The 19,947-nt window shown below is 67.6% G+C and carries 23 protein-coding genes and 1 tRNA gene; 13 read left to right on the plus strand and 11 right to left on the minus strand.

The window, feature by feature from the left end; genetic code table 11:
* Position 1 precedes the first annotated feature (1 nt).
* The 10 genes from AC07O8_RS19480 to AC07O8_RS19525 all read left to right on the plus strand — a co-directional run bounded on the left by AC07O8_RS19480 (position 2) and on the right by AC07O8_RS19525 (position 8,111).
* The gene (locus tag AC07O8_RS19480; RefSeq protein WP_495049614.1) at positions 2–415 is read left to right on the plus strand and encodes a DUF6950 family protein; all 414 of its coding nucleotides are present in this window, start codon (positions 2–4) and stop codon (positions 413–415) included.
* On the plus strand, positions 415–4,086 hold the full coding sequence (locus AC07O8_RS19485) for a phage tail protein (RefSeq protein WP_495049615.1): 3,672 nt from the start codon (positions 415–417) through the stop codon (positions 4,084–4,086). Before AC07O8_RS19480 ends, AC07O8_RS19485 begins: the two co-directional genes overlap by 1 nt.
* The gene (locus AC07O8_RS19490; RefSeq protein ID WP_495049616.1) at positions 4,083–4,472 is read left to right on the plus strand and encodes a tail fiber assembly protein; all 390 of its coding nucleotides are present in this window, start codon (positions 4,083–4,085) and stop codon (positions 4,470–4,472) included. The genes AC07O8_RS19485 and AC07O8_RS19490 overlap by 4 nt, the downstream gene beginning before the upstream one ends.
* 304 nt (positions 4,473–4,776) lie before the next feature.
* On the plus strand, positions 4,777–5,034 hold the full coding sequence (locus AC07O8_RS19495) for a holin (protein WP_495049617.1): 258 nt from the start codon (positions 4,777–4,779) through the stop codon (positions 5,032–5,034).
* Complete coding sequence (locus AC07O8_RS19500; protein ID WP_495049618.1) at positions 5,021–5,479, plus strand: lysozyme; 459 nt, start codon at positions 5,021–5,023, stop codon at positions 5,477–5,479. The genes AC07O8_RS19495 and AC07O8_RS19500 overlap by 14 nt, the downstream gene beginning before the upstream one ends.
* Positions 5,476–5,919 (plus strand): dATP/dGTP diphosphohydrolase domain-containing protein, encoded by a 444-nt coding sequence (locus tag AC07O8_RS19505; RefSeq protein WP_495049619.1) that lies wholly within the window; start codon positions 5,476–5,478, stop codon positions 5,917–5,919. Before AC07O8_RS19500 ends, AC07O8_RS19505 begins: the two co-directional genes overlap by 4 nt.
* Positions 5,916–6,245, plus strand: a complete 330-nt coding sequence (locus AC07O8_RS19510; protein ID WP_495049620.1) for a DUF7220 family protein — start codon at positions 5,916–5,918, stop codon at positions 6,243–6,245. The genes AC07O8_RS19505 and AC07O8_RS19510 overlap by 4 nt, the downstream gene beginning before the upstream one ends.
* Entirely contained in the window at positions 6,242–6,670 is a 429-nt protein-coding gene (locus tag AC07O8_RS19515) for a hypothetical protein (RefSeq protein WP_495049621.1), read from the plus strand. Before AC07O8_RS19510 ends, AC07O8_RS19515 begins: the two co-directional genes overlap by 4 nt.
* Positions 6,667–6,924, plus strand: a complete 258-nt coding sequence (locus AC07O8_RS19520; RefSeq protein ID WP_495049622.1) for a hypothetical protein — start codon at positions 6,667–6,669, stop codon at positions 6,922–6,924. The genes AC07O8_RS19515 and AC07O8_RS19520 overlap by 4 nt, the downstream gene beginning before the upstream one ends.
* Complete coding sequence (locus AC07O8_RS19525) at positions 6,924–8,111, plus strand: hypothetical protein (RefSeq protein ID WP_495049623.1); 1,188 nt, start codon at positions 6,924–6,926, stop codon at positions 8,109–8,111. The genes AC07O8_RS19520 and AC07O8_RS19525 overlap by 1 nt, the downstream gene beginning before the upstream one ends.
* A gap of 307 nt (positions 8,112–8,418) precedes the next feature.
* Here AC07O8_RS19525 and AC07O8_RS19530 read toward each other — a convergent pair whose 3' ends face one another.
* Positions 8,419–8,748: a hypothetical protein gene (locus tag AC07O8_RS19530; protein WP_495049624.1), complete on the minus strand. Its 330-nt coding sequence runs from the start codon at positions 8,746–8,748 to the stop codon at positions 8,419–8,421.
* A gap of 12 nt (positions 8,749–8,760) precedes the next feature.
* Positions 8,761–9,015, minus strand: a complete 255-nt coding sequence (locus AC07O8_RS19535; protein WP_495049625.1) for a hypothetical protein — start codon at positions 9,013–9,015, stop codon at positions 8,761–8,763.
* 122 nt (positions 9,016–9,137) lie between these two features.
* Here AC07O8_RS19535 and AC07O8_RS19540 point away from each other — a divergent pair, with 122 nt between their 5' ends.
* Positions 9,138–9,863: an SOS response-associated peptidase gene (locus tag AC07O8_RS19540; protein WP_495049626.1), complete on the plus strand. Its 726-nt coding sequence runs from the start codon at positions 9,138–9,140 to the stop codon at positions 9,861–9,863.
* Here the strand turns inward: AC07O8_RS19540 and AC07O8_RS19545 are convergent.
* From AC07O8_RS19545 to AC07O8_RS19560, 4 genes are all read right to left on the minus strand, one after another.
* Positions 9,829–10,185, minus strand: a complete 357-nt coding sequence (locus AC07O8_RS19545; protein ID WP_495049627.1) for a hypothetical protein — start codon at positions 10,183–10,185, stop codon at positions 9,829–9,831. The two genes, AC07O8_RS19540 and AC07O8_RS19545, sit on opposite strands and share 35 nt — an antisense overlap.
* Positions 10,182–10,682: a hypothetical protein gene (locus AC07O8_RS19550; RefSeq protein ID WP_495049628.1), complete on the minus strand. Its 501-nt coding sequence runs from the start codon at positions 10,680–10,682 to the stop codon at positions 10,182–10,184. The genes AC07O8_RS19545 and AC07O8_RS19550 overlap by 4 nt, the downstream gene beginning before the upstream one ends.
* A gap of 134 nt (positions 10,683–10,816) precedes the next feature.
* Positions 10,817–10,893, minus strand: a tRNA-Pro gene (locus AC07O8_RS19555).
* 76 nt (positions 10,894–10,969) lie between these two features.
* Positions 10,970–11,983 carry an NADP-dependent oxidoreductase gene (locus AC07O8_RS19560; protein ID WP_495049629.1) on the minus strand — a complete coding sequence of 338 codons (1,014 nt, stop codon included), beginning with the start codon at positions 11,981–11,983 and terminating at the stop codon, positions 10,970–10,972.
* Between the two features lie 114 nt (positions 11,984–12,097).
* Between AC07O8_RS19560 and AC07O8_RS19565 the strand changes: the two genes are divergently transcribed.
* Positions 12,098–13,051: a LysR family transcriptional regulator gene (locus AC07O8_RS19565; protein ID WP_495049630.1), complete on the plus strand. Its 954-nt coding sequence runs from the start codon at positions 12,098–12,100 to the stop codon at positions 13,049–13,051.
* On the opposite strand, the gene AC07O8_RS19570 is transcribed toward AC07O8_RS19565, so the two are convergent.
* Positions 13,043–14,083 carry a phosphotransferase gene (locus tag AC07O8_RS19570; RefSeq protein WP_495049852.1) on the minus strand — a complete coding sequence of 347 codons (1,041 nt, stop codon included), beginning with the start codon at positions 14,081–14,083 and terminating at the stop codon, positions 13,043–13,045. The two genes, AC07O8_RS19565 and AC07O8_RS19570, sit on opposite strands and share 9 nt — an antisense overlap.
* A gap of 130 nt (positions 14,084–14,213) precedes the next feature.
* Positions 14,214–14,918: a Crp/Fnr family transcriptional regulator gene (locus AC07O8_RS19575; RefSeq protein ID WP_297524157.1), complete on the minus strand. Its 705-nt coding sequence runs from the start codon at positions 14,916–14,918 to the stop codon at positions 14,214–14,216.
* A 312-nt stretch (positions 14,919–15,230) separates the two neighbouring features.
* Here AC07O8_RS19575 and AC07O8_RS19580 point away from each other — a divergent pair, with 312 nt between their 5' ends.
* Positions 15,231–17,288: a type IV pilus assembly protein FimV gene (locus AC07O8_RS19580; protein WP_495049631.1), complete on the plus strand. Its 2,058-nt coding sequence runs from the start codon at positions 15,231–15,233 to the stop codon at positions 17,286–17,288.
* 1 nt (position 17,289) lies between these two features.
* On the opposite strand, the gene AC07O8_RS19585 is transcribed toward AC07O8_RS19580, so the two are convergent.
* The 3 genes from AC07O8_RS19585 to AC07O8_RS19595 all read right to left on the minus strand — a co-directional run bounded on the left by AC07O8_RS19585 (position 17,290) and on the right by AC07O8_RS19595 (position 19,943).
* Positions 17,290–18,459, minus strand: a complete 1,170-nt coding sequence (locus AC07O8_RS19585; RefSeq protein WP_495049632.1) for a pyridoxal phosphate-dependent aminotransferase — start codon at positions 18,457–18,459, stop codon at positions 17,290–17,292.
* Positions 18,460–18,520: 61 nt separating this feature from the next.
* A complete protein-coding gene (locus AC07O8_RS19590; RefSeq protein ID WP_088408215.1) occupies positions 18,521–19,465 on the minus strand; it encodes a CysB family HTH-type transcriptional regulator in 945 nt (314 codons plus the stop codon).
* A gap of 52 nt (positions 19,466–19,517) precedes the next feature.
* Positions 19,518–19,943: a sirohydrochlorin chelatase gene (locus AC07O8_RS19595; RefSeq protein ID WP_495049633.1), complete on the minus strand. Its 426-nt coding sequence runs from the start codon at positions 19,941–19,943 to the stop codon at positions 19,518–19,520.
* Between the last annotated feature and the right edge of the window lie 4 nt (positions 19,944–19,947).

Consider the following 19,947-nt stretch of genomic DNA (forward strand, 5'->3'; position numbering starts at 1 on the left):
CATGCACCCTTCGATTCAGCGTTACCGCGATTGGCAGAGCCGAATCGCGGACTTCGTCGCGTCCCGTGAGACCACGCCGTTCGCGTGGGGCGAACAGGACTGCGCGCTGCTCCCGTGCGACGCCATCGTTGCGATCAGCGGGCACGACCCGGCGGCCGATGTGCGCGGCTACAAGACCGCGAAGGGCGCGGCACGAGTAGTGAGCAAGCTCGGCGGCATGCGCGCGATCGGGAACTCACGTTTCGGGGCTGAGATCCACCCGATGCAGGCTCAGGTGGGGGACGTCGGCCTCGTGGAGATCGACGGACGCGAGTCGTTCGTCATGTGCGGCGGGGCTTGCTGGATTGGCCCGGGACCTGACGGGCTGGTTCGCCTCGACATCGGTGCGGCCGTGATGGCCTGGAGGTGCTTCTAATGCCGCCGGTCATCATCTCTGCCATTGCGGTGTACGTTGGCCTTGCGGAGGTATCTACGCTGATCCTGACCGCCATCGCCTACGGGCTCAGCCAGTACCAGGCGAGCCGGATGCGCAAGAAGGCTCGCGACAGCTACAACGCCAGTCTTCAGGATCGGCTGATCATGACGGCTACCGTCGACCAGGCGCGTACCCGCTGCTATGGACGGGTCCGCAATGTGGACGGCATCGTCTTCAAGGGGACGTGGGGCGACAAGAAGCAGTTCTACACGTTCGTGATCGCGCTGGCTGGACATGAGATCGACGGCGTTGAGAAGGTCATGTTCGGCGACGTCGAACTGACACTCGACGCTCAAGGCCGTGTGCTCACCGCGCCGTGGGGCGTGAACGTCACGACGCCCTACACCGGTACGGTTCCGGCAGGCTCGAACAGCACGACCGTGACCGTCTCGCCGGATGCCGGCTCTGTCGTGGGTGTCGCCGAAGGCGCCGACGGCGACTCCGCTGCAACTGCTACGGTGAGCGGCAACACGGTGTCCTTCTCGGGCGGCCTGTCGGGGCTCGTAAAGCGCTTCGTCTACCAGAACACGAAGCAGGACTCCCGGGCTGTCGTGACCGTCTACAACGGCGGCAGCGGCCAAGATTTGTCCTCCGCGCTCGCGACGCGCTTCCCCGGCCAGATCGTGCCAGGCGCGCACAGGTTCGCCGGCATGGCCTGCCTGCTGGTGGAGCTCGCCTACAACCAAGACTCGTTCCCCAACGGCGTGCCGAACCCGATCACGGCAGTGTTCCGTGGCGCGAAGGTCTACGATCCGCGCACCGGTGTGACGGCTTGGTCCGAGAACCCTGCGCTCATCGCGCGCGACTGGTCGCTGTATGCGAACGGTGGAGGTTGCCAAGCGTCCGACCTTGTCACCGAGGACTTCGTCGCCGCGGCGAATGCGTGCGATGTCTCGCATGCCTTCACGAGCGTGAATGGCAACGGCGCCTCGAGCACCACGACGCGCCCGATGTTCACCTGCGGCATCGTGTGCGACACCTCGGCAAACCCGATGGAAACCCTGTCGGCGATCTGCGAGTCGATGGCGGGCGACTTCTCTTGGCCCGGAGGCCTGCTGTCGGTTCGGGCCGGATCCTACTCCGCTCCGGAGTGGACTATCGACGGCGACTGGCTGAGCGACAAGTCCGAGATCCAGATGGTGAAGGACGCCCCGCGGTCGGAACTCATCAACGTCTTGATCCCCACCATTGCCAACAGCGCGAATCGCTACATCGCGGCGCCGCTCCCGCGCGTGGCTGCGGACGCCTACATCGCAGTCGACGGCGAAGAGTACCCGCAGGAAATCCAGATGGAGGGTGTGACCGACTCGGACCACGCCGGCCACATCGCGAGCGTCATGCTCAAGGACGCCCGCGCGGCGAAGACCTACACGCTCCCGTGCAACCTGCGCGGCCTGCAGGTGAAGGTCGGCCAGAACGTCACCGTCAACATCCCCGAGATCGGCCTGTCCAGCGAACTCATGCGCTGCGTCGGCTGGAAGCTCGACTTCGAGCAGTCGTGCTGCTACCTCACGCTGAAGTCGACGAGCGCCGCGATCTTCGATCCGGATGCTGAGTTCAAGCGCGACGACGCGCTGCCCAATTCTTCGCTGCCCAGTCCTTTCATCGTCCCGGCGGTCGCCGGCTTGACGATGCAGAGTGGAACGTCACACCTCTTCGTGCAGTCGGACGGCACCATCGTCTCGCGCGTGCTGGTGTCGTGGACCCAGGCGGCGGACGAAGCCGTGCAGAACGGCGGCGCCGTCGAGATCCGCTACGGCACCCTCGACAAGGACCCGGACGACTGGCAGATCGCCACCGTGCCAGGCGTCGACACGCAGCTCTACCTGACCGGCCTGGAGGACCAGCGCATCTACGGCTTCATGGCCCGGTTCCGCAACAAGCTCGTCGCCGGCAAGTGGGGGCTGGTCCAAATCCACCAGGTCATCGGGAAATCGCAGCCCCCCGCTGCAGTGGCAGGCCTCTCGGCGCTTCAGATCGGCGCAAAGCTTCGAATCAATCGGACGCCCAGCACCGAAGCTGATTGGGACACCGCCATCTACGAATACGCGGTCGGTCCCGGCTACAGCACCTACTTGTCGATCCCAGCCGTAAGCGACCGCGCCGGCGCGGACTGGGACAACCCCGTCGTCGGCGCGCTGCGCATCCGTGCGCGCGACGTGGACTCGTCGGGCAACGTGGGGTCGCCCGTGACCTACGACGTGACGACGCTCACATACGACCTGTTCGGGGTCGGTGATGCGCTGAATCGCGACCCCGGCGTGATGACGAACGACGCCTGGGAGTTCATCGGTTCGGGGACCAATCGTGGAACCGTGACCACCGAAGCAAATTCGGTCGGCGGCGTCTATTTCCGCAACGCAACCGCGACGGACAAACTGGTCTTCTCGAGTGTCAGCGAGTTGATGCCGATCGACTCGAGGAAGACCTATAACCTGTCGGCGAACCTGATTTGCGAGACGGGAAACAACCGGTACATGATCCTCGTCGTCTCTCTGTACCGAGTCGACGGCGGGTACATCAGCGGCGCGTCCACCGGCTGGGGAAATACCTACTCCGGTTACGTCTGGTCGGGCATCCCCACGTCCGACAGTGCCTTCCATAGGTACGGGGATGACTTCGGCGTCGGCACCTCGAAGCCGATCCCGACCGAAGCAGCATTCGTCCAGATCGGCGTCTGGATGCAGGTCGGAGGGTCGGGGTCGTCGTCGGTGACGCAAGGGTTCCAGGATCTTCGGCTCACAGACGTCACGGCTGCTCGCAATGCGCTGTCTGTGGCCTACACCGCCATCGCCAACGCCGCGACTGCGCAAGCGACCGCCGACGGAAAGATCGATTCGTTCTACCAGATCAGCGCGCCGACTTCGTTCTCCGATGGCGACATCTGGTTTGACACGGACGACGGGAACAAGCAGTACGTTGCTGTGGGTGGCGTCTGGACGCTGGCGCGCGACACCGGCATCGGCCAGGCCATCACCGCGGCGGCCGGCGCGCAGGCCACGGCTGACGGCAAGGTCACTACGCTCTACGCGTCGTCGGCGCCGGGCGGCGCCCATGCGGTCGGCGACCTGTGGTTCAACACCACGGACAAGCGGGTCTACCGCTGGGATGGTGGCGCCTGGGTGGCGCAGCGTGCCGTCGGATCTGGCGACATCGGCACGCCGGAGCTTGGCAGCGGCGCAGCGACCGGCGTCAACGTCACCCGCGTGGCCGGTCCAACGACCGTAACGGCGACGCAGACGCTGCCGAACAACCTCGGCAGCTTCAATCTGATTGCCTCGTTCACCTTCACCCCTTCCTCGACCGACTCCGGCAATGTCGACGTGGTTCTTTACGTGTCCGGGAATTGGCAGATCAGCACCGCATCGTTCGCGGATGAGCTGTTCTGTTTCCTCGGACAGTCCAGCAGTTATGACGGCTTCGCGGTGACGTCGATCTCGGATTACGTCTCCCCTGCTACTAACGCCGCCGGCAGCTTCACCCGGTACGTTCGACTCAGCGTCCCCGGTAACGTCTCAACGACATTCGGTTTCTACAGCCAACACGTTCAAGGTAGCGCGACCGCGACGCTGACGAACGTTGAACTCCGCGCAGAGGCGATCAAACGATGAGCTGGTTCTCTGAATACTGCATCGAGTCCGGTGAGTTCACCGGGCGCATGTTCGACCTGCAGCAGGACGCCAATTTGACGAACCATTGCGCCGAAGGGTGTTCGATGTTGGCCGGCGAGTTCGATCGACGGTCACATCGGGTCATCGACAGCACCGCGGTGGAGCGAGACGATCCGCTCGAGGAGGACTTGGCGCGATTCGAGTTCGAAGCCAGGCGCCAGCGAGGCGCCAAGCTCGCCGCCTCCGACTGGGTGCTGCTTCGCGCCATGGACACCGGTGAGCCTGTGCCGCTGGCGTGGCGCGAGTATCGGCAACTGCTGCGCGACGCTCCGACTCAGCCCGGGTGGCCCCGGGCTGTCGAATGGCCCGAGCTGCCAGAAGCCTGACAACGATACTTTGCGGCTCGTTCTCACTTAGCTTTCCGAGTCCGGTTTGACTACGCTGGAAGCACAATCCAGGGGAGTTGAATCGATGAAGAAACTGATCGTGATGATGCTGTGCGTCGCCCTCTCGGCGTGCGGTGGCGGTGGAGATGATGGAGACGACGAGCAAGTCGACAACAGACCTCCGAATTGCCAGGAACACCCGAGCCTCTGCAAGTAGTTGAGGCTCGTAGACAGAAGGCCCTCCCTCACCCGGAGGGCCTTTTTCATTGGCGCCGTGCGCCGGACAGAACAGGGAAGGCCGGCCATGTCGGACACGAGCGGCGCACTGAGCGCATGGGAAGCGGCTGTCGCCGCGAGCGCGAATAAGGTCACGAGCGTCGGCGGTGGCGCAGCAGTCGTGGGAAGCGTGCTGAGTTCGACCAACTTCATTGGCTACGCCGGCCTCGCCATTGCGCTGGCCGGCTTCGTCGTGAACTGGATCTACAAGCGCAAGCATTTCAAGCTCGCGCAGCAGCGCGCTGAGCAGGACGCCGCCGTCAGGGGGTTCTATGACGAAGGGTAAGGTCGCTGCCGGCGCTTGCGCTGCGCTGCTGGCTCTCGCGACGCCGGTCGTCATGCACTTCGAGGGCTTGTCGACGACGCCTTACCGAGATCCGGTCGGGATCCTCACCGTTTGCTACGGCGAGACCAACGTCGCGATGCGCCCCTACACGCCCGCCGAGTGCCAGGACATGCTCGCCCAGTCGTTGGCCGAGCACTGGCAGAAGGTCGCGCACTGCGTTCCCGCCGACGCGCCGGACCGCGTCAAGGCCGCGTCCGCCTCCTTCGCCTACAACGTCGGCCCCGCGGCCTTCTGCGGCTCGACGATGTCCCGCAAGCTGATGGCGCGCGACTACGCGGGCGGCTGCGCGGAACTCTCCCGATGGACCTATGCCGGCGGCCAGCAGTTGCCCGGCCTTGTGAAGCGCCGCGCGGCCGAGCGGGCTCTCTGCGAAGGACGCACATGAGCGAGAAGCCCACAAACCCCAAGGACGCGATCGGCGCGAACAAGTTGCCGCTGCATCTCTGGCCGCCGGCCGCGACCGCCTACGGCTGCATCGGACTGGCCGAGGGCGCACTGAAGTACGGACGCGGCAACTGGCGCGAGGCCGGTGTGAAGGCCTCGATCTACGTGGACGCGTGCAAGCGCCATCTCGACGCGTGGTTCGAGGGCGAGGAGGTGGCGCCGGACTCCGGCTCGCCTCACCTGTCCAACGCGCTGGCCTGCCTCGCGATCCTGGTCGACGCGAAGACCACCGGCAAGCTCATCGACGACCGGAACTTCAACGGCGCCGGCTATCGCGCGCTGGTCGAGGAACTGATGCCGCACATCGCGCACCTGAAGGACCTGTTCAAGGACAAGTCGCCGCGGCACTTTACGATCGCCGACAACGGGAGCAGCGAATGAGCATCCTCGTCACGCTGGGCCTGCTCAGCTTCGTCTTCGTGGCAGTCTTCACTTGGCGCGCCTACACGCGCGCGCCGGGGCCGGGTCAATCGCCGCGCAGCGCCATCATCGAGGCGTGGGCCAACATCGCCGTCGGCTTCACGTTCAACTTCGCGGTCAATCTGCTGATCCTGCCCCTCGTCGGCGCGACGCTCACGGCGGGAAGCAACTTCTGGCTCGGCTGGATCTACACGGCGGTCTCGATCGTCCGGCAGTACGCGATCCGCCGATGGTTCAACGCGCACCTCGTCGCCATGTCCAAGCGGCTGGCCGGGGACAGCCCGTGAACTGGTCCGCCCGCATCCTGATCTGGCTCGTAGCCATGACGACCGCTTTCATGGCGGGAATGGTCAGCCACGCCCGCATCGCGAAGGCGAAGTCTGACGCCGCCAACCTGCAGGCCAGCGAGAAGGCCAGAAAGGACGAGCATGCCAACGCCGTCGCCACGATCCGTCGCATGGACGACTACAGCGTCACAGCGGCGCGCAACGCTGCTCGGGCTCTGCCTGCTCGCTCTGACCTTGCAAGCGTGCAGCACAGTCTCGCCGTCATCGGCGCCGCCCCCGCTTCCGCTGCCTCAGGCTGCGTCCCTGACCCAAGACTCCCCGGACTCCTTGAGCTACTCGGAGAGGGCGCGAGCCTGGTTGAAGAAGGTCCGCGACACCTTGAAGAGCTTCGAGCCAAGCGCGACGCCCTGAAGGACAGACCATGAGCACCAAGCCGCCGCCTCTCGTCCTCGTCGAATGGGAGGACGCGACGCAGATCGACGTCGGCCCGTGGGCCGTCAACGAGGCGGTCGACTACAAGCCCAAGGTCTTCCAGCAGGTTGGCTTCCTGATCTCCGACACGCCCGAAGGCGTGATCCTGACGCATGCGTGGTCGGACGACATCGTCGCCGCGCGCGACCAGATCCCGCGCGGAATGATCCGCAGCGTCCAGCCAATCCGAATCCAGAAAGCCCGCTGATGAACAAGGACGAGATCCCAGAACTCCGGCCGCACGCGACTGCGCGCGAGCTGGAGTACCTGGACGCGATCGAGCGAACCAGGTCGATCATCCGAGCGGCGGAGGACATGAAGGTCGCTCGCGGGTCCATCCAGGGTGCGATTCGCAACCTGAAGGCGCGCGCGGTGAAGGCGGCTCGCCAAGGCCATGCGCCCGGCCACTTCGTCAGCGGCACCGCGCCGGGATACCTGATGGGCAAGGTCACCGTCCAGCGAAGCAAGGATGGGGAGGTCGAGCGGACCTGGGAGCGGCAGTCGCCGGAGCAGTCAGCGCAGGAGGAGGCGATCCGCGCCGGGCTGGAGGCCTTCGCCGAGGATCTGCCGAAGGTCAAGCCGCGCCAGCCACTTGACGAAGCCGCCTACAGCGCGCGGCTCATGGCCTGCTACCCCATCGGCGACGCCCACATCGGCATGATGTCGTGGCCGGAGGAGACTGGCGAGGCCTGGGACCTGAAGATCGCCGAGGAGATGCACAGTTCGGCGATGGCGAGCCTCGTCGAGATGGCGCCGGCCTGCGAGGAAGCCGCGATCGTGAACCTCGGCGACTGGTACCACGCCGACAACCTTGAGGGCGTGACCACGCGCAGCGGCCACCGCCTGGACATGGACAGCCGCTACGCGAAGATGGCGCGCACCGGTGTCCGGATCATGCGCACAATGATCGAGACGGCGCTGACCAAGCACAAGCGCGTGCGGGTGATCAACGCCGTGGGCAACCACGACGACACCGGCTCGCTGATGCTCAGCATCTGCCTCGCCCACATCTACGAGAACGAGCCGCGCGTCATCGTCGACACCACGCCGGCCCCGTGCCACTACATCCGCCACGGCGCCACGCTGGTCGGTGTTCATCACGGGCACAGCATCAAGCCGGAGCGCCTGCCGGGCGTGATGGCGACCGACCGCGCGAAGGACTGGGGCGAGACGTCCCACCGCTACTGGTGGATGGGTCACGTCCATCACGCGTCGGTCATGAAGGACCACCCCGGCGTTTCCGTCGAGTCGTTCAGAACCTTGGCCGCGAAGGACGCCTATGCGACCTGGGGCGGCTACCGGGCGCCGCGGGACATGAAGGTCATTCTGCTGCACGATCAGCACGGCGAGGTCGGCCGGTACACGGTCACGCCGGAGATGCTCGCGGAGGTATGACGTGCGTTCGAACTGCCTCATCTTCGCCCTTGCCCTGTACGCCCGACGTCGGCGCAAGGGTGACGAGGTCTACCTGAGCATCAGACGGTCCAGGTACGGCAGATTTCCGCACTTCCTGCTGATGCGCCGCCGCCGCGATGGCCTTTTCCGCGCCGTCAGCTACAAACCCGTCGACCCGACGGAGCGGAAGGTGCCGCCGCCGGTATTCGAGGGGCGATCCCGATGGGGTGACCTCTAGGCCTTCGAATACGACCGCAATGGCGGCGTGAAGTCGGTCCCGCCCTTGCGGGTGTAGGCCCGCGTGTGCCTAAGGCTCTTGGACGACCGGGTCCGGCCGAGGGTCGCAAGACATCGAACTGGTCATTTGCGTCGGCTCCCTCCAGATGAAGCATCGACGGCCCTCCAGTTCATCGGGCGCGGCGGGGCTCGGCGTGGTGAGATCGACTACCAGCAGTTGCCCCTGAGGAAGAACGTGCTCCGTGACGCGTGTTCCGCCAGCGACGGCAGGCTGGTGAGTTGCGCGCTTCGGCGCATCGTTGAAGCGTAGGTGCTTGGCAGCGAGCAGCCCGATCGCGACACCGATCGCGATGGCGAGGATCAGGGAGGCCGAAGCCGGCCGCGAGGTCGATGTGTCCATGATGTCGTCAGCTCAGCGTGAGGCCGCCGGCGGCGTGCCGAAGCGCTGTTGATAGGAGTCTTCAAGCGCTTCGCATCGCTGCGGCGTCGCGCGCCCGACTTCGGGAAGGAAGCCATCACGCCGGCTGGCCTGCCAGCAATGGTCGATGTGGGACTGGGCATCGCCCATCGCGTCAACGCGGGTGTCATCCCCGTCGGAGTGGGCCATGATGGCCGCCGCTGAAAGCCCTGACGCGGCGGCCGCGGCGAGCGCATATTTGATCTTCAAGCTGACTCCCTCCGGCAGCGCCGGCCTCGATGACGCGCGCCCGTTGACGAGCGTCTCCGACCTGATCGTACCGGGCGAGCAGCCGACGCGATACATTCAGATGCATGTGCAATCTTTACCACATGAGCCCGCGCGACGACTTCGAGATCTACGTCCGCCGGCACCTCGGCAAGCTGTGGCTCCCCGAGGCGCTGCCGGAAAAGCCGTTCGTCGGACCTTTCGACCCGGGCCTGTTCCTGCGACCGGACGGCGAGGGCGGGGCGGTTGGGGAGGTCGGGCAATGGGGCCTCATCCGGCCCGGCGCGCCGACGCGCAAGGACATGATGCAACCCAAGACCGTGCCGGGGAAGAAGCCGCCCGCGCCGCGGCCGCGCAGCACAAACAACGCGAGGTCCGAGACGGTTGCGACCTCGCCCACATTCCGCGCCGCGTGGACGGAAGGCCGCCGCTGCCTGATCCCGGCGACCTGGTACCAGGAGCCGAACTGGGAGACCGGGAAGAACATCTGGTGGCAACTGCGCAGGGCTGACGGCCTGCCGTGGATGCTGGCCGGCATCTGGAACCACTGGACCGACCCGGCCACCGGCGAGATCGTGCCGTCGTACACGATGCTGACCCGCAACTGCGATGACCACTCGCTGTTGCGGAGGTTGCACAAGCCGGACCCGAAGCTTCCGCCCGACGAGCAGGACAAACGGGCTGTCGTCCATGTCGAGCCGGAGGACTGGACCGAATGGCTGACGGGGCCGGTCGACGGCGCGCGCGGGCTGCTCCGCCTGCCGAGGGCTGAGGTCTTCGATCAGGCCGACGCGGTCAAGACGGATGCGCTGCTGACCACGCTGCTGTGACTGCGGCAGGGCGCGCATCGATGGTGATGAATTCCTCGCCGAGCGCCTCGTCGAGTTCGTCGCCGGCCAGTCGGAGCACGAGGGCGGGGAACTCCAGGCGCGCCGCGTCCAAGGCAGCGAGCTGCGCATCGCGCCAGCGATCGCTGGCGGCACCGCGCGACGGCCCAACACCGTAGTCCGGCCCGCCGGCGGCGACGAACGCTTCCACCACGCCAGCGGCGCCGCCGAGGTGTTGCTCAAGCACGCGGCGAATCGTTCGCTCGGCTCCGTCAAGGTCGCGCTCGAGCACGACGACCTGGTGCATCCCGATGGTGTAGGTCATGGGGTTGTCCGTTTGTTGTGCTGCGACGCCGGGAGGAGATTGTGGGCGCCGTGGTCACGCGGGTTGATGGGCGCAGGAGGTGGCGGCGGCACACCAGTCTCGCCATACATCGTGAGAGGAATTGTCCCCTCGCGCCCAGCCGTGACGTCATGCCGGAGTTCTTCGCACACCTCGGGCGGCAGTTCGCGCAGGGCCCATGTCTGGCGGAGCGACACCTCCGTCCCGTCGATCACTTCCCGCTCAATGCCGGTCACCGTCCAGTAGCTGCCGCCGCTGGCGTAGATGACGGTCGCATCCCACAAGGGCGGGAGCTCATCGCTGTCGAACCCCTTGTCCTCCTTGGTCAGCGGCAGCAGCCGCGCGATGCGCAGCGTCCGGCGCGAGTCCTGATCGAAGGTCTCGGCAAGCCTGAAGCGGCCGCCCTTGGTCATCTTGGCGTGCAGCGTCGGCGGCGCCTTGCGGCCGCGGCGAAAGAGTGGTGTGACGAGGCAGAACATACTGTGTATTTATACAGCATGAGGTGACGGCCGCGCCAGCCACGTCGTTAGAAGGCATCCGTTTCGTTAGAAATTCGGCCCGAAAATGAAAAGAGCCGCAAGGCTAAAAAAGCGTTGCGGCTCAATGTGTTAGGTGGTCGGGGCGGCGGGATTCGAACTCGCGACCCTCTGCTCCCAAAGCAGATGCGCTACCAGGCTGCGCTACGCCCCGACTGAGCCTCGCATTCTAGCCTGGAAAATCCACGCTCCCAGGAATTCGCCCGCACATCCTTGAGAGGCGTTCGATCTCACGCGACCCGGAGGATGATCTTGCCCTGGATCCCCCCGCGGGCCGCCCGTTCGTGGGCCTGGCGCGCATCCGCCAGCGCGAACGTGCTGTCGATCGCGACGCGGAGTCGATCCTCCGCGAGCAGCCGGCCCAAAGCCTCGAGTTGCGAGCCGTTCGATCGCACCTGCGTCGACGACACGGTGACGCCGAGCCGCGCCGCTTCATCGGCCCCGTCGAAACCCAGCGGATAGACCGGGAAGAGGGCGCCGCCGCGCTTGAGCGTGCGCAGGAACCGCGCCGTCGTCGGACCGCCGAGGGTGTCCAGGACCAGGTCGAGGTCTCGCGCGACGTCTTCCGGCGGCGTGGCCGTGTAATCGATGAAGCGGTCGGCGCCAAGCCCGCGCACGAACGGCTCGTGCCTGCCCGAGGCGACGGCGATCACCTCCGCGCCTTGCCATTTCGCCAACTGCACCGCGAGGTGCCCCACGCCGCCGCCCGCGCCGTTGACCAACACCGTCCGGCCGGCGAGCGGCACGGGACGATGGGATGCGGGTTGGAACGGATTCGACGCGTCGTGGCCGAGTTCGATCAGGAACTGCCATGCGGTCAGACCGGCCATTGCCGCACCGGCTGCGTGCGAGTGATCGACGCCCGCGGGCTTGCGCGCCAGATCGGTCACCGGCGCGGCCACGTATTCGGCATAGGCGGCGCTTTCCCCGAAGCTGGGGAACTTCACCATGCCGAACACCTTGTCGCCGACGGCCAGCGTTGTGACGTCCGCCGCCACGGCCGCCACGACGCCCGACACATCCGACCCGGGAGTGACTGGCAGGCTGACCGGCGGCCGCCAGTCGGCGGGCAGGCTCCGGTAGCCGTCGCGCAGATACCAGTCGGGTGGATTGACGGCCACCGCATGAACGCGGACCAGCACCTCGCCGGGCTTCAAGGTCGGGATCGGCGCGTCCTCGTATCGCAGGACTTCCGGACCTCCGAACTCGTGGATCCGAACGGCCTTCATCGTGTCTTGAGTCATCACTGCTTCCTTTTCGAATGGGGAGGGACGACACCGCCGGGGGTGTCCTGAAATCGCAGTGTGAATATTCGCCGTCAGTTTGATAATCCTCCCATCGATCACTTGTCAAGTGCCATGACGGAACAAATCAGCCTGGAGCGCCTCACCGGCATCGTCGCGTTCGCGCGCGCCGCCTCGCATGGCAGCTTCACTGCGGCGGCGCAATCGCTGTCGGTCTCGCCGTCCGCGGTGAGCAAGACCATCCAGCGTCTGGAGCAGCAACTCGGCTTGCGCCTGTTCACCCGGACCACCCGCTCGCTGGTGCTGACGCCGGAAGGCCGGGATCTGCATCAGCGCGCGCTCGAACTGCTGCGCGCGGCGGACGACGTGGTGCAGTCGGCCGTCGCCGCCAAGGCGGAGCCCGCCGGCACCTTGAAGATCGCCGCGCCGCTGCCGATCGGCACGCGCCTGCTGGCGCCGGCGCTCCCGGAGTTCCGTCGGCGCCATCCGAAGGTCCACATCGACCTTCGCCTCAGCGATCGCTACGTCAATCTCGTGGAGGAGGGCATCGACGTCGCCGTGCGCATCGGCAACCAGCCGGACTCCAGCTTGATCTCGCGCGGCCTGTCGCCGGTGCGCTTGAGCGCCTTCGCGTCGCCCGCTTACCTGGCTGCGCGAGGCACGCCGCGTCGGCCCGAGGACCTGAGCGCGCACGACTGCGTGAACTTCCGCTACCAGACCTCGGGGCAGACGCTGCAGTGGCAGTTCAAGGTGGGGCAGCGCCTCGTCGAATTCACGCCCCACGCCGCGATCGTCGTGGATGTCAGCGATGCGGTCGTGGAGGTGCTGGCCGCCGGCGGAGGCGTCGGCATGGCGGCATCGTGGATCGCGGCGCCCTACGTGGAACGGGGCCTGCTGGTGCCGGTCTTGAGCGAATTCGCCGTGGAGCGTTCGACGATCACCGCGGTCTGGCCGGAGAGCCGGCGCGCGAATCCCGGCGTGAAGGCCTTCGTCGCCTTCCTCGATGAGCTGTTCCCCACGCCTTCGCCCTGGGACGCCGTGATCGCGGCGTGGCCGGGCTCAGACTGACAGCTTCTGCGCGAACTGCCAGCCCAGTTCCGCCATCGGCTTGGCGCCGGCGCCGGCCTCGCGGGCCTGCTGGCTGGACGCGGTGCCGTCCTCGACGCGCTTGGCGATGCCTTGCAGGATGGCGCAGATGCGGAACAGGTTGTAGGCGAGGTAGAAGTTCCAGTCCTTCATCACCGTCGCCGCGTCGCCGCGGCCGGTGCGCTCGCAGTAGCGGCGCACGTAGTCGAGTTCGCTCGGGATGCCCAGCGGCGCCAGGTCCACGCCGCCCAGGCCGCGCGCCGCGCCGCTCTTGCGGATGTGCCAGGACATGCAGTGGTAGCTGAAGTCCGCCAGCGGGTGGCCCAGCGTCGACAGCTCCCAGTCCAGCACCGCCAGCACGCGCGGCTCCGTCGGGTGGAAGACGAGGTTGTCCAGCCGGTAGTCGCCGTGCACGATCGCCACCTCGCGCTCGTCGCGCGCCGAGTCGGGGATGTGCGCCGGCAGCCACTCGATCAGGCGGTCCATCGCCTCGTTCGGGCCGGTGATGGTCGCCTGGTACTGCTTGCTCCAGCGGCCGATCTGGCGCTCGAAGTAGTTGCCCGGCTTGCCGTAGCCTTCGAGCCCCAACGCGCGGAAGTCCACGCGATGCAGCGCGGCGATGACGCGGTTCATCTCCTCGTAGATCGCCGTGCGTTCCGCGTTGGAGGCGCCGGGCAGCGTCTGGTCCCACAAGACCCGACCCTGGATGAATTCCATGACGTAGAAGGCGCGGCCGACGACGGATTCGTCCTCGCACAGTGCCAGCATGCGCGGCACCGGCACGTCGGTGCCGGCGAGCGCGCGCATCACGGTGAATTCGCGCTCGATCGCGTGCGCCGACGGCAGCAGCTTGGCCACCGGCGCCGGCTTGGCGCGCATCACGTAGGTCGCGCCCGGCGTGATCAGCTTGTAGGTGGGATTGGACTGGCCGCCCTTGAACTGCTCGATGGTCAGCGGGCCGGCGAAGCCGTCGATCTCGCGCGCCAGCCAGGCGGCGAGGGCCTCTGCATCCATCGATTGCGAAGGGGCGCGGGTGCCGGTGAAAGCGTCGTCCACAAGGTCTCCTGGAGTTGTCGTGATTCTTGATGCGAGCGCTCCGGAGAAGGCGTCGACCGCCGCGAGGCGGTCGACCTTCCTGGAACGCTCAGCGGTTGGCGATGGCCAACAGCTTTTCCTTGCTCAACACCACCAGCCGGGTCGGCTCCACGCGCACCGCGCCTTCGCGCTCGAAGCCCTTGAGCTCCTGGTTCACGCGCTGCCGCGACGCGCCCAGCAACTGCGCCAGGTCTTCCTGGGCCAGCTGCAGGCCGATGCGGACTTCCTCGCCCTGCGACACGCCGTAGCTGCGCGCCAGCAGCAGGATCTGCTTGGCCAGGCGCGAGGCCAGGGGCCGGGTGTTGAGGTCCTCGACCTGGTCGAACATCAGCCGCAGGCGCCGGCAGTTCAGACGCAGCAGCGCTTCGTAGAGTTCGGTGTGGCGCTGCAGCAGGTCCCGGAAATCCGGCTTGCGGATCACCAGCAGCGTGGTCTCGCCATGCGCGCTGGCGTCGTGCGTGCGCGGCAGGCCGTCGAAGAGGGCGATGTCGCCGAACCAGATGCCCGGTTCGACGTAGGTCAGCGTGACCTGCTTGCCCGACAGCGAGACCGAACTCACCCGCACCGCGCCCTTGGCCACGCCGATCCATTCCTCGGCCGGTTCGCCGCGCACCGACATCAGCGCCCCGTCGGAGAGACGTCTCACGGTGGCGCGCGCCAGAATGTCGCTGCGCAGCGGCAGTGACAGCTTGGAAAACCACGGCCCCGTCTCGATGTTGTTGCGTTCCGAAATTGTAAGAACCGAGCTGTTCATGCTTTGTCGCTGGCGTGACAAGCCAGCCGTCTCCTGAAATGTGGGGATGGATCGCGCGGGCCGCGGCTTCTTCCGACCTGCTTGCTGCCCATTCCGGCTTATTGTGAGGGACCCGCGCCGTGCCGGCGGGCGCCGCGCCGATGCGTGCATGATGCGTGGGCGATGCGCATCCAGGGGGAAGGACGGGCGCTTTTCCGGGTTTGTCCCTGTAAGTGCCGTGCTAGAGTGAAACGCACACCAACAGCAACAACAGCGGGAATGGATCGAGATCATCACGACCCGCGCGGCGCTCTGCCGCCGCACAGCGTTCTCGTGCTTGCCATCCTCATGATGTCGGCGCCGGCCTGGAGTCTCGGTGTCGGTCGCCCCCAGGCGGCATCGTCATTGGGCCAGCCCCTGAACCTGTTGTTCCCCGTCCAGCTCAACCCGGGCGAGACCGTGACGCCCGAGTGCGTGCGCGCGGAGGTCAGCGCCGGCGAGAACCCGCTTGCCAGCTCGGGCCTGCACTGGCAGGTCGAGGGCGACGGCTCGCGCGTCACCGGTGTGCGCCTGCGCAGCATGCAACGCATCGACGAGCCCATCGTCTCGGTGCAGCTCAGCGTGGGCTGTCCGGCGCGGCTGACGCGCCAGTACACCGCCTTCATCGACCCGCCCGGCCTGAACGGCGAGCCGATGGTCGATCCCGGGCCGCCGCCCGCGGCGACCGTGTCGCCCGCGCTGCAGGCCTTGCAGGAGAGCCAGCCGGCGCGATCGTCCGACTCGGCGTCCGCCCGTTCGTCGGCGCCGCGCGCCGGCAATGAGCTGGCGATTGCTGCTGCGGCGACGCCCGGCGCCTCCTCCGTGGAGCGTCCGCGTCGGCCATCGCGACGGGCGACCGAGGCAAGTCCCGGCACCGAGGGCGCCGCCCCTTCCGCACGTTCAGCGCCGTCGCGGGAGCCGCGCCAGAGCGCGACGCGCCAGGCGCAGACGCGCGACGCCCGCGCCGCGCGCCCGGTGACCCCGCGCCTGTCGCTGGAGCCCGTGGAAGCGCTGCAGTCGCCCGCGCCGGCGCTGCTGGCGGCCGAGGCCGCCGCCAGTGCCGCGAGCGCTGCCGAGGACGCGCGCCAGCAGATGCTGGCGATGCAGAAGCAGCTCGCCGACATGCAGACCGAGCAGAAGCGCTCGCTGGCGGCGATGGCCACCCTGCGCCAGGAACTCCAGGCGGCGCGCGAACAGGCGGCGAGCGGCGGCAACGCGTCGTCGGTCTGGGTGCTGGGCCTGAGCCTGCTCAGCCTGGCGCTGGCGGCGAGCAGCCTGCTGCTGTGGCGCAGCAACCGCGTGCAGAAGCGCGAGGCCGGCCAGCACTGGCTGGGCGATTCCCGCCACGACGCGCAGGAAGCCGAGACGGTGCTGCCGCCCGTGGCCACCGGTCCGTCGCCGTTCACGCCCACCGATCCGCACAGCTCGCCGGCGCCGCTGATGTCGCACCTGTCGAGCGACGGCCCGGTGGCGTCGATGGCGCCGTCGACGATCCCGATGCCGTTGAGCCTCAACGAGGAGCCGACGCGTCCCGCGCCCTTGATGACGTCCACGCCGCCCGCGCCGCCGCGCCCGCCGGCCCGGGCGCCGACGACCGCCGCCGACGACGCGCTGGACGCCCTGGCGGCGCTCGATGCGATGGAACCGCTGAGCCTGCGCTTCGATCGCGGCGACACGCTGCCGGCGCCGCTGTCGGCCGACTTGGGCGGCGGCGCAGTGACCGTGACCGTCGAGGAACTCATCGACCTCGAGCAGCAGGTCGACTTCTTCATGGTGCTGGGCCAGGACGATGCGGCGATCGAGCTGCTGTCCTCGCGCCTGAACCATCGCGACGCGGCTGGCGGCCTGCCGTTCCTGAAGCTGATGGAGCTCTACCAGCGCCGCGGCGACCGGGAAGCCTTCGACCGCGTCGGCGCGCGCTTCGCCGATCAGTTCCACGCCCGCGCGCCGTCCTGGAGCGACGACCTGAACCAGGGCGAGGCGCTGGAGACCCACGAGGAACTGATGGCGCGGCTCGAGGCCGCCTGGTCCGATCCCGAGGGCAGCATGAGCCTGCTGCAGGACCTGCTGTCCAATCACCAGGAATACAGCGGCGACCTGGGCCTGCCGGCCTACCGCGACCTGCTGCTGCTGTACGCGGTGGCGCGCGATCGCGCCGAGCATGAGATCGACGGCAACTCGATCGACGTCGTGCTGCCGCTGGATGCGACCGCGCCGACGGATCAGATGGCCACGATGGTCTGGCAGACGCCGACGGCGGCGCCGTCGCGGACGCCGCTCACGCAGTCGGTGGACCTGGATCTCTCGCTCGTCGAGGACGACGAGACGCCGCGCGCCCCCAAGGCGCGCTGAATCAGATCTTCTTCAGGCGTTCCAGCGCGAGGTCCAGCGTCTCGTCCTTCTTCGCGAAGCAGAAGCGGATGACCTTCGCGTCGCTGCCGCCGCTGTAGAACGCCGACAGCGGAATCGCCGCGACGCCGATCTCGCGCGTGAGCCACTGGCAGACCGCCATGTCGCCCATCGCGGCCTGCGCCGCAGGCAGCGCGCTGTAGTCGACGCACTGGAAGTAGCTGCCGGGGCAGGGGCGCAGGGTGAAGGCCGAGTCCGCCAGGCCCGCGCGGAAGCGGTCGCGCTTGCGCTGGTAGAAGTCGCTCAGGCCCAGATAGGGCGCCGGATCGCGCAGGTAGGCCGCGATGCCGTGCTGCATCGCCGAATTCACGGTGAACACGTTGTACTGGTGGACCTTGCGGAACTCCGCCATCAGCGGCGCCGGCGCGGTCACGTGACCGACCTTCCAGCCGGTCACGTGGAAGGTCTTGCCGAAGCTCGACACGACGAAGCTGCGGGCCGCCAGTTCGGGCAGCCGCGACACGCTCTGGTGCGTGTGGCCGTCGTAGACCATGTGCTCGTAGACCTCGTCGCTGATCAGCAGCACCTCGGTGCCGTCCAGCAGTTCGGCGAGCTGGCGCAGTTCGTCCGCGCTCCACACCGCGCCGCTGGGGTTGTGCGGGCTGTTGATCATGATCGCGCGGGTGCGCGGCGTCAGCGCGGCACGGAGGCGGTCGAAGTCGGGACGGAAGCTCGACGGATCCAGCGGCACCGGCACCATCACGCCGCCGGCCAGCGCGATGTTGGGCGCGTAGCTGTCGTATGCCGGCTCCAGCACGACCACCTCGTCGCCGGGATGCACGATCGCCAGCAGCGCCGTGAGGATGGCCTGCGTCGCGCCGGCGGTGACGGTGATCTCGGTGTCGGGGTCGTAGGCGTGCCCGTAGAGCGTCGCGATCTTCGCGGCGATCGCCTGGCGCAGCGCCGGCACGCCGGGCATCGGCGGGTACTGGTTGTGGCCGGCGCGCATTGCGGCATCGACGGCATCCAGCAGCGCCGGATCGCCTTCGAAGTCCGGGAATCCCTGGCCCAGGTTGACCGCCTGGTGCTGCTGTGCCAGCGCCGACATGACGCTGAACACCGTCACGCCCAGTTGGGGCAGGCGGCTCGCGGGAACGGGAGTGTGAACGCGCATGGTCGCTATCGTTGAAGTGGGGCGGGTCGTGAGCGGGGGAGGCGCTGGACGCTGCCGGGGATCAAAGGTCGTAGTCGCTGGCCTCGCCGCTCATCGCGCGCTGCAGCAGCGTGCGGTTGAGGCGGTCGGAGAGCAGTTCGGCGAAGCTGTAGACATAGTTGCGCAGGTAGGCGCCGCGCTTGAAGGCGATGCGCGCGACGTTCTGGCCCAGCAGGTGGCCGAGCGGACGCGAGACGAGTTCGCCGCCGGGCGGATCCTCGCGCACCGCCATCTCGGCGACGATGCCCACGCCCAGGCCCAGCCGGACATAGGTCTTGATGACGTCGGAGTCGATCGCCTCCAGCACGATGTTGGGCTTGAGCTGACGCTGCGCGAAGGCGCGGTCGATGCGGGTGCGGCCGGTGAAGCTCGGGTGGTACGAGACCAGCGGCTGCGCGGCCAGGTGCTCGAGGTCGATGCGCTCGAGCTGCGCCAGCGGGTGCTCCGCGCGCATCACCAGCACGTGCTGCCATTCGTAGGCGGGCAGGGTGACGAGTTCCTCGAACTGCGACAGCGACTCGGTCGCCAGGCCGACGTCGGCGGTCTCGTCGATCAGCATCTTCGCGACCTGGTCCGGGCTGCCCTGGTGCAGCCCGATGTTGACCTGCGGGAACTGCTTGCGCAGCTGCGTGACCGGGCCCGGCAGCACGTAACGCGCCTGCGTGTGCGTCGTGGCGATGGACAGCGTGCCGACGTCCTGCTTGGAGTACTCCTCGCCGATGCGCTTGAGGTTGCCGACCTCGCGCATGATGATCTCGATCGACTTCAGCACCTGGCGGCCGGGCTCGGTGATGCTGCGCAGCCGCTTGCCGTGACGGGAGAAGATGTCGACGCCGAGTTCTTCCTCCAGCTCCAGGATCGCCTTGGAGACGCCCGGCTGCGAGGTGTACAGCGCCTTGGCCGTCTCGGTCAGGTTGAGGTTGCGGCGCGCGGCCTCTTGGACGAAGCGGAACTGGTGCAGGTTCATGACGGATTCATCGCGGGTTCATCGCAGGGCTGTCGCACGGTCATCGGCGAATTCAGGACGCGGGAAGCACGGTCGGCGTGGCGGGGTCGAGCGGGTCGGCGGGCAGGGTCACGGACGAGATCAGGTCCAGCGTCGCGCCCGCCATCGCGCGGATCACCGACGGCTGCTGGCCGATGGCGTCATGAAGCACGAACAGCACGCGCGGATGCGCGGCGCGCAGCGACTCCACCAGCGGCGGCACGTCGCGGCGCACATGGCCGCTGGCGCCGAGGAACATCGGCACGATCTGGATGCGTGTGCAGCCGACGGCGACCAGCGCGCCCGCCGCGGTGGCCAGGTCGGGCGCCATCAGTTCCAGGTAGGCGAGCGCGATCGGCAGGTCCGGGCGCTGCGTCTGGAGTTCCGCGGCGATGGCCTGGAACGGACCGGCCCAGGCCGGATCGCGGGCCCCGTGGGCGAAGAGCAGCAGACCGTCCATCAGC

It is taken from the genome of Roseateles sp. GW821-FHT09G09, assembly GCF_059415965.1.